This is a genomic window from Streptomyces sp. RK9 (genome assembly GCF_045070545.1).
GTDB classification, from domain to species: domain Bacteria; phylum Actinomycetota; class Actinomycetes; order Streptomycetales; family Streptomycetaceae; genus Streptomyces; species Streptomyces alboflavus.
Map to the genome: position 1 here is coordinate 3,548,211 of NZ_CP173704.1, position 12,993 is coordinate 3,561,203.

Sequence of the window (12,993 nt, forward strand, 5' to 3'; positions counted from 1 at the left end):
AGTCCCCCCGGGCACGCTGGGCGCGTCCGAGCGACACCGCCGGTCCGACGGCGGGGAGACGGGGGAGACGACCATGAGTGTGACGATGCTGGAGGCGTACGGGCAACCCGTGCCCGTGCGCCCGGACGTGGAGCGCTGGGCCACCCGGCCCGTGCGGCGGCGCGTGCTCGCCGTGGTGCACACGGTGAACTCGGGGCGGCGGCTCCTCGACGCGGTGCGCCTGCTGGAGGGCGACTGGCGGGTGCAGGTGTTCTTCACCGCTGCCCCCGACGTGTTCAGCGGCGGGGTCGCCGACTTCCTCGACGAGCTGCGGGCGCTCGTGCTGCCCTGGAGCCAGGCCGTGCAGACGGTCTTCGACCTCGCCCTCGCCGCGGGCCACGGCGGCCTGCACGAACTGCACGCGCCCGTCGTCGTGCTGCCGCACGGCGCCGGGCACAACAAGATCGTGCGGGCCCGGCGGGGCGGGGCCGTCGCCGCGCGCGGCGTGTACGGGCTGAGCAGGCAGCGGCTCGTACGCGACGGGTCGGTGATCCCCGAGGCGATCGTCCTCGCCCACCGCGAGGAGCTGGCGCGGCTCGGCCGCGAGTGCCCGGAGGCGGTGCCGGTCGCCGAGGTCGTCGGCGACCCCTGCTTCGACCGTGTCACCGCGAGCAGGCCCGCGCGGGCGCTCTACCGGCAGGCCCTGCGGACCGGCGCGGGGCAGCGGCTCGTCCTCGTCTGCTCCACCTGGGGCCCGGGATCGCTCCTCGGCTCCTGCGGGCGGGAGCTGATCGAGCGCCTCATGGCCGAACTGCCCGCCGCGGACTACCGGGTGGCGGCGCTGCTCCATCCGCACGTGTGGCACTCCCACAGCGAATGGCAGGTCCGCAGCTGGTTCGCGGGGCTCAGCCGGGACGGGCTCCGTGTCGTCAGCCCCCGCGCCGACTGGGTCGGCGCGCTCGTCGCCGCCGACTTCGTCGTGGGCGACCACGGGTCCGTGTCCCTGTACGGCGCCATGACCGGGCGTCCCGTGCTCCTCGCCTGCCTGCCCGACGACGATGTCGATCCCGGCTCGCCCATGGCCGAGCTCGGCTCCTTCGCGCCCCGGCTCCATGACGGCAAGCCGGTGCGGCGGCAGCTGGTGCGGGCCGCCTCTACGTATCGGGCCGAGCTGTACGAGCGGGTTGCCGGCCGCATCAGCTCCGAGCCCGGGCGGTTCGCCCGCAAGATGCGCGCCCTCCTCTACCGCAAGTTGCGGCTGCGGCCGCCCGGAGGGCTCCCGGCCATGGAACCGGCCCGGCTGCCACGCCTCCTGGAGTACGACGAGCCGGGGAGCGTCGTGTCATGGCGCTGAAGGTCCATGTGGCGACCACGGCAGTGGCGGAGCGAGTCGAGCGGGTCCGGGTGACGTTGCGCTGGCCGGAGCGCGGGGTGGGCTTCATGGACGAGCACGTGCGCGTGGCGCTGCCCGCGCCGGGTGCGCTGGCGCGGCTCGGTGACGTGCTCCACGAGGAGTCGGGTGTGCCGGGGCGCGCGGTGCGGGTCGCTTCCCGGTACCCGGGGGCGTTGGTCGTGGCCGTGTACGACGACGAGGTGTGCCGTCTGCGGGTCGGGCCGCGCGGTCGGGAGGTGCGGGTGGGCGTGGCCCGGGGGGCGGGGGTGGTGTCGTCCTGGCCGGTGTTCGCGTCGCTTGCGCATGCGTTGGCGGCTGCGGATGGTGGGTGGTTTTCCGCCGCTACCGCGGCGGGTGTCTCCCACCCGCCCACCCGTTTCCAGTTGACCGGATGGTGACCGTCACCTGTGGGGGTTTCTCGCCGTTGGCGGGTGCGGGTGCGGGTGCGGGTGCGGGTGCGGGTGCGGGTGCGGGTGCGGGTGCGGGTGCGGGTGCGGGTGCGGGTGCGGGTGCGGGTGCGGGTGCGGGTGCGGGTGCGGGTGCGGGTGCGGTGCCGTGCGGTACCGGCCCTGCAGGCGTGCGCCATGTCCCCCGTCCGGGACTCGGTCACTGTTCCGGTAGGGACTCCAGGCGGGACCTGGCCGTCCTCGCGCCCGGGGACGTGGCGCGGCCCGCCGACTCGTAGAGGGTGAGGGCCTCGGCGTAGCGGGTGCGGGCCGTGGCCGGGTCGTCGCGGTGTTCAGCGAGTTCCGCGAGGGCGTGGAGGGTGCGGGCCGTCTCGTAGGCGGCGGACATGGTGCGGAGGGTGGTGAGCGCGGGGGTCAGGTGGGTCTCGGCGAGGTCGGGTTCGTCGCGGGCCAGGTGGGCGCGGCCGAGGAGGACGGAGGCCCGGGCCGCGTTGTACGTGTCGCCGGCCTCGCGGAGCGTCGCGTGGGCGGCGGTCGCGTGCCGGGCCGCCTCGGTGGGGCGGCGCCGGGCGAGGGCCACGTCGGCGAGGTTCAGGCGGGCGAGGCCGCCCGCGCGGACGTCGCCGACGCCGGGCAGGGACTCGGCGGCCCGGGTGAAGTAGCGGGCCGCCTCGTCGAGCCGCCCCAGGCGCTGGTGGGCCAGGCCCCGGTAGTTGAGCGTCCGGGCGTGCCCGAGGGCGTTGCCGTCGGACCGGAACTGGCGGGCCGCGCGCTCGAACATCGCCAGGGCCCGCTCGTGGCAGCCCATGCCCAGCTCGCCCACCCCGCCGGAGGTCAGCATCCGGCACTGCGCCGCCGTGTCCCCGAGCCCCTCGGCCGCGGCGAGCCCCTCGTCGTGCGCGGCCCGCCACTCCGCGTAGAACTTGCGGCGCAGGAAAAGCGGCCACAGGGCGTCGGCGAGCTGCCACGTCACCGGGGGGAAGGCGGTGCGGGCGATCCGCAACACGGCCATGAGGTTGGGCAGTTCGCGTTCCTGCCAGTCGAGCGCCGCCTCCGGGCCCGCGCCGAACTCCTCCGTGAGGACGGGGCCGGGGCCGTGGTCGCGGGGCAGCGTGCGGTGCTGCGGGTCGACGGCCCACTCCGCAGCGGTCGCCGTGGCGAGGTAGTGGTCGGCGATCCGGCGCAGCGCCGCGGCGCGCTCCCACGGGGGCTCGTCCTGCGCGGCCTTCGCCGCCGCGTGCAGGCGGACCAGGTCGTGGAAGCGGTGGCGGTCCTCCTCGGCGTCGGTGAGCAGGTTCGCCTCGTGCAGCAGGTCGAGGAGCGCGCGGGTCCGGGCGGCGCCGGGGGCGGCGGCCGCCGGAGCGGGCCGCGCGGGCCCGGGCGGTGCCGCCGTGCCGCCGGGCCCCGGGGCGGGGCGGGCCAGCGCGGCGATCGCCACGGCGTCGCCGAACTCCGTGCCGGGGTGCAGGCCGAGCAGCCGGTAGAGCCGCGCGGCATCCGGCGGCAGTTCCTGGTACGTGAGGTCGAGGGCCGCCCGCACGTTGTGGTCGCCGTCGATCGCCAACCCCTCCAGCCGGTCGTGCTCCTCGGTCAGCGCCCGCACCATCGTGGTGATCCCGCGCCGGGGCCTGGCCGCGAGCCGCGCCCCCGCGACCCGCACCGCCAGCGGCAGGCCCGCGCACAACTCGACCAGGGCGCGGGCCTGTTCGGGCTGGGCGTCCACCCGGTCGTCGGCGAGCGTGGCGGCGAGCAGCTCCACCGCCTCGTCCACGCCCAGGGGCTCCAACTGCACGGAGTGGCAGCCGTCGACGGTCAGGCCCGGCATCCGCCAGCGGCTGGTCACGGCGGTCACTCCGGCGCCGCCCGGAAGCAGCGGGCGGACCTGTGCGGCGGACGCGGCGTCGTCCAGGAGCACCACGAGTCGTAGCTCCGACGTCAACGAGCGGTACAGCGCGGCTCGTTCGGCGAGGCCCGCGGGGACCTGGGCGGCCGGCACGCCGAGGGCGCGCAGGAAGCGGCCGATGACCTCGCTCGGGTCGGTGGGGCCGCCGGGGGACTGGGCGCCCAGGTCGGCGTACAGCTGGCCGTCGGGGAAGTCCGCTCGGAGTGTGTGCAGCCAGGCGAGGGTGAGTGCGGTCTTCCCCACGCCGCCGAGGCCGCTGACCGCGACCAGTGTGCGGTGGCCCGTGTGTCCGGCTCGGCGCCGTTGGCGTTCCAGGAGGTCGAGTTCGGTGGTGCGGTCCGTGATGCGGGTGGGGGGCGGGAGTTGCCAGGGTGGGCGGGGTGTCGGGGGCGGTGGTGTGGGCGGCTGGATGTGGATGCCGCCGTGCACCGTCTGCGCCTGTACGGCGGGGCCGTGCACCGTCCCGCTCAACTCGTTCCGGCCGCCCTGCTCCTGCCCCCGCACCGAGCACCCCCTCCACCCCGCGCCGCGTCGAGGGCATCCTTTCCGTACGGGCGGGCGATATCCGTGGGGCGGCGCGGGGTGGGCCGGAGGCGGCCGAAACATATGCCCTCCGGGCGGGGAACCGGCCTGCCCTCGCCCGGAGGTTGGCCGTCGGCCGTGGACGTGGCGCAGCCCTACATGGGCGGCACCGTCGGCCGTGGCTGTGCCCACCCGTGCCGCCCTGCGGCACGATTGCCCACAGGGCTGGGGGCACATCATGCGCAGCCGCAGCCGCAGCCGCAGCCGCAGCCGCAGCCGCCGACGGCGGGCAACCTCCGCAGGAGACGCTCACGCTGCGGCCAACCGGAAACGGGTGGTGCGGGTGGGAGACACCCGCCGCGGTAGCGGCGGGAAAACCACCCACGGCCCGCGGGCGCCGACGGCGGGAGACCCCCGCAGGAGACGTTCACCCTGTGGCCGACTGGAAACGGGCGGGCGGGTGGGAGATGTCCGCCGCGGTAGCGGCGGGACCGGGCGTCACAGGAAAGGGACCTGCTGCCAGGGGCTGTCCGGGTCCGTCGTGAGGGTGTGGTGGGCGCGGAGCACGGACGTGTACCACGTGCCGTACTCCTCCTCGTCGAAGTGGAGGCAGCGGCCGAGGATGTAGCCCGCGGAGAACTCCGACCAGGAGGCGTACGCGGCGCGGGCCTCGTGGGAGACGCGTTCGAGGGCGGCGACGAGCTCCGTGTGGGTGGCGTACCGGGCGCCGCGGCCCCAGCGGGCCATCTTGGAGGCGCGCCCGAGATCCCAGGCGGCGACGCCGGCGACGTGGCCGTCCGGCGGAAGCAGACCGTCGGCGCGGAAGCGGGCCTCGTAGCGAAGGACCTTGCCGACGAGGGCCCGCATCGCGTCGACGAACTGGTCGAGCTCCGGGTCGTCGCCGGGCCGGTGCGGGACGTCGGGCCCGCCGGTCTCGACGACGCGGTTGCGCAGGGTCACCTCGACGCAGCGGCGCCACAGCTCCGCGTCCACGGGCGGCCCCTGCTCGGCGAGCACGGCGGTGCGGGCGCCGAGGACGAAGTCCCAGTACCAGGGGCTGACTTCACGGTCCAGGAGACGTTCCTGGACGCCGTGCCACTCCTCGCGGTCCCGCACCCCCCACCACTCCTCCAGGCGCGCCACCTCGTTGGTGTAGCCGGCGCCGTGCCAGTCGAGGGTGTTCCAGGGCGCGCCGTTGGCGAAGCACAGGTGGGCGCCGCAGGCCAGGCCGTGCAGGACGGGCCCGTCCGGCGCGCCGGTGCGACGGGTGTCCACGCGGTCGTCGATCCGCCCCGGCCGGTGGTGCTCGTCGTGCAGGTCGGCCCAGACCTGCCGCTCCTCGTCCGTGGTCAGGTAGTACTGCTCGCACGGCGTCTGGGTGTTGACGACCAGGACGTCGATCCTGTCGGGGCCTTCGGGCCACTGCCGCGCGAGGGTGCCGAGCGTGACGTACTCGTACACGACGTCGGGGTGCGGGCGCGGCAGCAGCCCCGCCGTGTACACCTGCGCCACCCTGCGGCCGTCGGGGACCTCCACGCTGAACAGGGGCGGGGCGTCCGGCGCCGCCGCGAGGTCGGTGAGAAGCACCGGGCGGTACAGGCCCTCGACGGCGAGCGCCCGCAGATAGCCGTAGCCGTCGTCGGCCTCGATCAGCTCGTACAGGTGCTCCTCCAGATCGGCGGGCGCCTGCCAGCGGGTGCCGTCCTGCGGCGCCGGGACGACCGGGAACACGTCGTCGTGGTAGTCGTCTTCGGCTGCCGCGTACATGGCCGGATGCTCGCTTCCGTGCTGGGGATGATCTTTCCCGAACGGTATCCGACGCGGTCGGCGGCTTCTTCAGTCCGCCATCCGCAGGGGCAGCGACTTGAGGCTGTTGATGAAGTGCGAGACCAGGCGGACCGGCGGCCCGGCGAGCCGCGGCTCCGGGACGGTGGCGAGGAACTCCTCGTAGAAGAACGCCAGTTGCATCCGTGCGAAGTGCGCGCCCAGGCAGACGTGCGGGCCGCCGCCGAACGACACGTGCGGGTTCGGCGCGCGCCGCAGGTCGAGGCGGTCGGGGTCGGTGAACACCCGCTCGTCGCGGTTGGCCGCGGCGTGGAAGACGACGACCTTGTCGCCGCGCCGGACCGTCTGCCCGGCGAGCACGGTGTCGCGGGCCGCCGTCCGCCGGAAGCTGAGCACCGGCGGATGCCAGCGCAGCAACTCCTCCACCGCGCCGGGCACCGGCGCCGCCCCCGACCGCAGCGCGCCCAGCTGGTCCGGGTGCTCGACGAGGGCGAGCACCCCGCCGGGCGCGGCGCCCCGCACCGTGTCGTTCCCGGCGACGGTGAGCAGGAAGAAGAACATCTCCAGCTCGCCCGCGCCCAGTTCGGGCGTGGTGGCGAGCGCCGTGAGGATGTCGTCGTCGGGGTGGCGCCGCTTGTGCGCGGCGAGTTCACCGGCGTACGCGAACATGTCCGCCAGCATCGCCGGGGAGCGCGGGTTCACCGGCCGCCCGTCGGGCCCGAGCACCGGCTCGCCCGCCTCGTCCGGGTCCTGGTAGCCGATGACCCGCTGCGTCCAGTGGAGCAGCAGCCCCCGGTCGCTCTCCGGCACGCCGAGCAGGTCCGCGAGGTTCAGGAGGGCGTACTCGTCGGTGACCGCGGGCACGAGGTCGAAGCCGCCGTCCCCGGCGCGGGCCGCCGACACCGCCCGCGCGAGGAGCGTCCGGGCCCGCTCCCGCGCCCGCTCCTCGAAGCGGGCGATCCGGCGCGGCGTGAACGCGCGGCTCACGACCGTGCGCAACCGGCCGTGTTCCGGAGGGTCCTGATTGAGCATCATGCGGCGGATGAACGGCAGGTCGTCCGGGTCCGGGTCGCGGATCTGGGTGGCGCCGAGGTGCGAGGAGTACGTCGTCGTGTCCTTGAGGACCGCCGTCACGTCCGCGTGCCGCGTCACCGCCCAGAACCCGGGCCCGGCGGGCCAGCCGAGCACGGCCGGTTCCTCCTGCCGGGCGACGGGGTGGTGGTCGCGCAGGACGCGGTAGCGGTCGTACGGCACGCCGTCGGCGTACAGACGCGGGTCGAAGACGTCGGGGAGCGCGGCGGCGGGCCCGGGGGGTGGGGTCATGCGCCGGCGGCGCCGGGCGCGGCCGTGCCGTCGTCGGCCCGCAGGAAGTCCTCCACCGCGCGGATCAGGTCGAGCGGCGCCTCGTCCATCGCGTAGTGCCCTGCGCCCGGCAGGTCCACCAGCTCGCCGCGCGTGAACCAGGTCAGCCAGGTCTGCCGCATCAGGTCCGCCGACAGGGCCGGGTCCAGGGCGCCGGTCACGGCGAGCGCGGGCACCTGGCAGTTGTCGAGGCGCGCGTGGAAGTCGTCCCCCGTCCAGGAGTCGAGCCAGGCCCGGAACGCCTTGGCGTCGCTGCACGCGAGGGACCGGGCGACCATGCGGCCGAGCCAGGCGTCCGGACGGACCCCGCCCGTCGTCACGTCGATGATCGCGCGGCGGTTCTCCGGCCGGTGCGCGGCCGACGCGAACAGCTCGCCCTGCTCGGGCGGCAGCGGCAGGCCCGAGGCGGGCACCGGTGAGATCCCCACGATCCGCCGCACCCGGTGCGGCGACTGCGCCACCACGCGCTGCGCCACGCTCCCGCCCATCGAGTGCCCCACCACCGAGAACCGTTCCCACCCGAGCCGGTCGGCCAGGTCGACGAGGTCGGCGGCCCCCTCGGCGGTGGTGTACGAGCCGACGGCGTCCTTGGCCTCGCCGTACCCCCGCAGGTCCACCAGGGCGTACTGGAAGGTGTCGATGTCGAGGTCGGCGACCAGCGGCGCGTACGCGGAGCGGTCCGCGAACCAGCCGTGCACGGCGAGCACCTTGTGGGGTCCTTCGCCGACCAGCTGATGAGGAAGCATGAAGGCGGTCACGACGGTCACCATGGCCGGGTCCTGCGGGCCGCGCAAGAGTGCCGTCGTGCCCCGGGGGCCTGGAGCGGCGGGGTGAAACTCGCGGTGTGCGTGGGAAGTTGGCTGACTTCCTGCGGGCGGTGCGCGCTGATGGTCACAATGTGGCATGGCCATCCGCCACCTCAACTACCGGCTCGACGAGGAGCCGGTCACCGGCGCCGTCCGGCTGGTTCCGGTCCCTGTCCCGCCCGGTCCCGGGCACGGCTCCGAGCGCGGGCCCGAGGTCGGGCCCGGGGCCGAGTCCGCCTCGGCGGCGGAGGCTTCGGCCGCCGCGTCGGCTTCGGTGTCCGCTCCGGCTTCGACGGCCGCTCCGGCTTCGGCCTCCGAGGGTGCCTCGGGGCTGGTGCCCGCACAGGCGTCCAGCCCTGAGTCCGGTGGGGAGCCCGGTTCGTGGGCGGACGACGCGGAGGTCGCCGAGTGGGTGGCGCTCGCCGTCGGCGCCGGGCGGGGCGCGGACGGGTTCGGGCGCGAGGCGCGGTTCAGCTTCAGCCGACTGCCCGACGGCGCCAGCCTGCTGTGCCGCACCGGCGGCGCCGGACGCGGGGTGCGGGCCATCCACCTCACCGGTGCCGACATGGCCCGCTTCGCCGAGGAGTGGCCGGTGACGCTGCTCGCGGCCGGGGCGGGGGATCTGGGCAGCGTCACGGGCACGGATGCCGGTGCCGGTACGGGTGGCGGTGGGGACGTCGACCCCGGCCCCGATTCCGCCTCCGGCTCCGACCCCGATTTCAACTCCGGCTCCGAACCCGGTTCCGGCTCCGAACCCGGTTCCGGCTCCGAACCCGGTTCCGGCTCCGAACCCGGTTCCGGCTCCGAACCCGGCTCCGGCTCCGCTGAACTCCCCGCTCCCGGCGGCCCGTTCGGCACCGCCGAGCTGACCCTCTTCGCCCGCGCGCACGAGCCCCGCGTCGCCCCCTTCCTCGCCGACGTGCGCCGCCTCTTCGACGACCCGGCCGGGCGTCAGCTCGTCGTGGCCGAGGAGAGCCCGGACACCGTCGCCCGCTGGATCGCCCTCGCCTGCGCCTCGCTGCCGCCCGCGTACGTCCCCTCATTGACGTTCACCACCCGGGCCGCCGACCCCGGCCGTGCCCCGCAGCACATCGTCGGCATCGGCCCCGACGCCGACTTCGACCGCTTCGACAGCGCCATGCTCGACCACCTCTACCGCGTCCACGACGGCCTCGACGGCCCCGGCAGCCCGCCCGCCACCGACCTCTGGGCGACCTGGACGGCCCGCCTGTGGATCGCGGGCGTACCGCTGCCCCGGGCCACGGCCGCCACAGCCACCGTCGCCGCCGACAAGGGCGCGGACCCCGACGCCCGCGACGGCACGGCCGACTCCCCCGACCCCGCCTCCGACTCCGACGCCTTCTCGCCGACCCGGCTCGTCCCCGTCCTGCTCCGCGCGGGCCTGCTGACCGGCGGCGACCTCGCCGAGCTGACCGGCGACGCCCGGCGGGACGCGGTGGCCGCGCTGGTGGCGGCGGTGCGCGTCAGTGGCGGGGGTCCGGCCGCGGGTCGTACCGGCGAGGGCGCTGCGGCGGGTCGTACCGGCGAGGGCTCCCCTGAAGGCCGTACCGACGAAGGCCCGCCCGCGGGAGGCCCCGCCGACGCCGCGACCGACCCGGGCACCCCCACCGCCGACCAGGCACCCCCTCCCCTCGACCCCGCCCACCTCACCGCCCTCTGCCAGGAACTCCACGCCCACGACCCGGACGCCGCCGCGCCCCTCGCGCTCGCCCTGGCCCGGCACCGTCTCGGCGGCGTCGGCCCGCGCGAGTTGTCCTCCGAACTTGCCGACGTATGCGCCGAGTTGCCGCTCGGCGACCGCGCCGAGCGGGCGCTGCGGGCCGAGTACGGCGGGGACGCAGACGAGGCGCTGTGGCGGGCGCTGCGGGAGCCCCCTCAGGCCTGGGTGGAACCGCTGCGGCTCGCGCTCGCGGTCGCCGCCGACGGCGGGCGCGGCATCGACGCGGCGATGAAGCGGCTCGCCCGCGCCCTGCGCGCCCCCGACGGCACCGACCGGGAGCAGGCCGCGCACGTCCTCGACGCCGTCGACTGCGCCCCGCTGACCCGGCGCGTCCTGAAGCTGCTCGGCTCCGACGGCGGCATCGGGCGGCTCGACCTGCTGCGGGACCTCGCCGCCTCGCCGCAGGGCGACTGGCTGCGCCGCAACCTCGACGACCACTCGCCGCAGCCGCTGCGGCTTGCCGTGGCCGCCGCGCAGTGGGGCGGCCCCGGCGAAGGGCTGCGCGGCGTCGACCTGTTCGGCAGGCTCGCCGAGATCCTGCCGGGGCGCCGCGTGAGCGACGCGGCGACGCTGCGGCAGATGTGGCGGCTCGTCTGGCGCGGCACCGAACCGGCGCCCGCCGACCTGCCCTGGCTCGCCCGCACCTGCACGGTGCCGCTGCTCGTCCAGGCGGGCCTCGGCAGGCACATCACGGGCGTCGTCACGGCACCCGACCGGGTCGACCAGGAGACCGTCGCGTTCGCCCGCGACCTGCTCCACGAGCGCGGCCTGAACCGCCGCCAGCGCGCCACCGCCCACCTCCTCGTCCTCGCCCAGGACCTGGCCGACCGCAGGCTCGCCCTGCCGCAGAGCATCCACCGGCTGCAGGCGCTGCACGTCGACGCGGCTCCGCTGGCCGTCACCGTGCGCCGGGGCGTCGGCGACCTCGTCGCCCTCGCCCTCGTCCGCGCCGACGCCCCGCAGCTCGCCCGCCCGCCCGTGTTCGACTACCTGATCTCCTCCGGGCCCGAACTCCTAGACCCCTACCGGCAGTTGATGCTCGACGCACGCAGACGCGACCAGCTCGACCGGGACCTTCCGCTGCAACCGGAGGACATCAGCGCCTACTACTACCTGTGGCGGCCCACCCGGCGCCCCGGCACGAGCCTCGACTGGCGGCAGGTCGCCCAGGAACTCCTCCGCGAGATCCTCGCGCCCGTCGTGGCCCGCCTCGACGAGCGGCGCCTCGGCGAGGTGGCCACCGTCATCGCCAACCGCCAGGGCGAGGCGCGGGTGCGGGAGTGGAACGCCTGGCGCCACGGCTTCCACGCCGGATAGCCGCCGCCCCGCCCCGTCCGCCCGTCCGCCACGTCCCGCAACCGCGCCTCGTTCCCCGTACGTCACCTCGTACGTCACCTCGTACTGAGGAACCGTCAGCACCCGACCTGATCCACCCCGATCCACCTGGAGAGGACCAGCGTGAGCCGAACGAACAGCACCAGCGTCACCGGTGAGTCCAGCGAGACCGCCGACAACTTCCCCGGCGGCTCCATGGCGAGCCGCCCCGTGCACTTCATCTGGATGCTCGACTGCTCGGGCTCCATGAGCGTGAACGGCAAGATCGGGCAGCTGAACTTCGCCATCCGCGAGGCCATCCCCGAGATGCGGCAGGCCGCCGACGCCAACCCTGCCGCCTCGCTGCTCGTGCGGGCCATCTCGTTCGCCAGCGGCGCGAGCTGGCACGTCGGCGAGCCGACCCCCGTCGACAGCTTCTCCTGGGAGGACGTGCACACCTACGGCGGCACCGACATGGGCGCCGCCTTCAAGCTGGCCGCCGGGGCCCTGGAAACCCCGCCGATGCCGCAGCGCGCCCTGCCCCCGGTGCTCGCCCTCGCCTCCGACGGCCAGCCCACCGACGACTGGCGTGCCGGCCTGCGCGCCATCGACAGCACGCCCTGGGGCAAGCGGGCCGTGCGCGTCGCCGTCGCCATCGGGGACGACGCGGACAAGAGCATGCTGAAGGAGTTCCTCGCCAACCCCGAACTGGAGCCGCTGCAGGCCAAGAACCCGCGCCAGCTCGCCGCCGCCATCCGCTGGATGTCGACCGCCGTCGTGAAGGACGCCTCCACCCCCAAGGTCGAGGACGCCAAACCCGCGGCGCCGGTGGGCCCGCCGCTGACCAAGGGCGGCGACGAAGACGAGATCTGGTGACCGCGGTCCGTGCGCCGCTCGACCGGGCAGCGGACTGGGAGCTGCTCCGCGGCGCCGTCAAGGGTGTCGCCAAGAAGTACAGCCAGGACCGGTGCGCCGCCCAGGCCACCGCGGGCGGCCGCGCCGTGGTCCTGGCGGTCGCCGACGGCCACGGCTCCGCCGCGCACTTCCGCAGCGACCAGGGCGCGCGCTGGGCCGTCGAGGAGTTCACGGCCTGCGCCGAGGTCTTCGCCCACGAGGCGGTGCGGCTCGGCGCCGACGCGGCGAACTGGCCCGAGCTCCGCGCCGAGGCCCGGCAGCTTCCGAGGGCCGTCGGGCACCGCTGGCAGCAGCGGGCCCTGGTGCACGACGCCAGCTCGCCCGCGCACGGCGCGGGCCCCGCCCGGCGCGCCGCGGCCCGCGCCCGCCGCGACCAGGAAGGCCCCGCCGGGACCTGGGACCTCGCCGCGTACGGCAGCACCCTGCTCGGCGCCGTCCTGACCCCGCACCTGCTGCTGTGCTGGCAGTTGGGCGACGGCGACATCGTGCTCGTCGACGACGGCGGCGTACCGCGCACACCGCTGTCCACCGGACCCGACATGGGCGACGAGACCGACTCGCTGTGCGAGCCGGAGCCCTGGCGCAAGACCCGCACCCACTGGCAGCCCCTCACCGGCGGCCCGCCGCCGGCCGTGCTGCTCTCCACCGACGGGCTCTCCAAGAGCTTCGCCGACCACCAGGGCTTCCTGGACTTCGCCACCGGCGTGTGCGAACGCGCCGTCGGCCAGGGCGTCGCCGCCGTCCAGGGACAGCTGGAGGACTGGCTGGCGCGGGCGGCGAAGTACTCGGGGGACGACACGACGCTCGTCGCGGCCTTCGCGACGACCGCGGAAGGAACGACGACGGCATGACGGAAGGAACGGGGA

General features: G+C 75.7%; 9 protein-coding genes. 5 read left to right on the top strand and 4 right to left on the bottom strand.

Annotated elements, in window-relative coordinates; translation table 11 throughout:
- The first annotated feature begins 73 nt into the window (after nt 1–73).
- Both AB6L24_RS35615 and AB6L24_RS35620 read left to right on the top strand, forming a co-directional pair.
- Nucleotides 74–1,333 carry a hypothetical protein gene (locus AB6L24_RS35615; RefSeq protein WP_405662366.1) on the top strand — a complete coding sequence of 420 codons (1,260 nt, stop codon included), beginning with the start codon at nt 74–76 and terminating at the stop codon, nt 1,331–1,333.
- Entirely contained in the window at nt 1,324–1,770 is a 447-nt protein-coding gene (locus AB6L24_RS35620; protein WP_405662369.1) for a hypothetical protein, read from the top strand. Before AB6L24_RS35615 ends, AB6L24_RS35620 begins: the two co-directional genes overlap by 10 nt.
- Before the next feature lie 208 nt (nt 1,771–1,978).
- Here AB6L24_RS35620 and AB6L24_RS35625 read toward each other — a convergent pair whose 3' ends face one another.
- The 4 genes from AB6L24_RS35625 to AB6L24_RS35640 all read right to left on the bottom strand — a co-directional run bounded on the left by AB6L24_RS35625 (nt 1,979) and on the right by AB6L24_RS35640 (nt 8,121).
- The gene (locus AB6L24_RS35625) at nt 1,979–4,186 is read right to left on the bottom strand and encodes a tetratricopeptide repeat protein (protein ID WP_405662371.1); all 2,208 of its coding nucleotides are present in this window, start codon (nt 4,184–4,186) and stop codon (nt 1,979–1,981) included.
- 516 nt (nt 4,187–4,702) lie between these two features.
- Nucleotides 4,703–5,971: a DUF1266 domain-containing protein gene (locus tag AB6L24_RS35630; protein ID WP_405662373.1), complete on the bottom strand. Its 1,269-nt coding sequence runs from the start codon at nt 5,969–5,971 to the stop codon at nt 4,703–4,705.
- Nucleotides 5,972–6,040: 69 nt separating this feature from the next.
- On the bottom strand, nt 6,041–7,312 hold the full coding sequence (locus AB6L24_RS35635) for a cytochrome P450 (RefSeq protein ID WP_405662375.1): 1,272 nt from the start codon (nt 7,310–7,312) through the stop codon (nt 6,041–6,043).
- Entirely contained in the window at nt 7,309–8,121 is an 813-nt protein-coding gene (locus AB6L24_RS35640) for an alpha/beta fold hydrolase (RefSeq protein WP_405662378.1), read from the bottom strand. The genes AB6L24_RS35635 and AB6L24_RS35640 overlap by 4 nt, the downstream gene beginning before the upstream one ends.
- A 133-nt stretch (nt 8,122–8,254) precedes the next feature.
- Here AB6L24_RS35640 and AB6L24_RS35645 point away from each other — a divergent pair, with 133 nt between their 5' ends.
- The 3 genes from AB6L24_RS35645 to AB6L24_RS35655 all read left to right on the top strand — a co-directional run bounded on the left by AB6L24_RS35645 (nt 8,255) and on the right by AB6L24_RS35655 (nt 12,978).
- Nucleotides 8,255–11,215 carry a GTPase-associated protein 1-related protein gene (locus tag AB6L24_RS35645; RefSeq protein WP_405662381.1) on the top strand — a complete coding sequence of 987 codons (2,961 nt, stop codon included), beginning with the start codon at nt 8,255–8,257 and terminating at the stop codon, nt 11,213–11,215.
- A 213-nt stretch (nt 11,216–11,428) separates the two neighbouring features.
- Complete coding sequence (locus tag AB6L24_RS35650; RefSeq protein WP_380856914.1) at nt 11,429–12,088, top strand: tellurium resistance protein; 660 nt, start codon at nt 11,429–11,431, stop codon at nt 12,086–12,088.
- A complete protein-coding gene (locus AB6L24_RS35655) occupies nt 12,085–12,978 on the top strand; it encodes a protein phosphatase 2C domain-containing protein (RefSeq protein ID WP_405662384.1) in 894 nt (297 codons plus the stop codon). The genes AB6L24_RS35650 and AB6L24_RS35655 overlap by 4 nt, the downstream gene beginning before the upstream one ends.
- Nucleotides 12,979–12,993 lie beyond the last annotated feature (15 nt).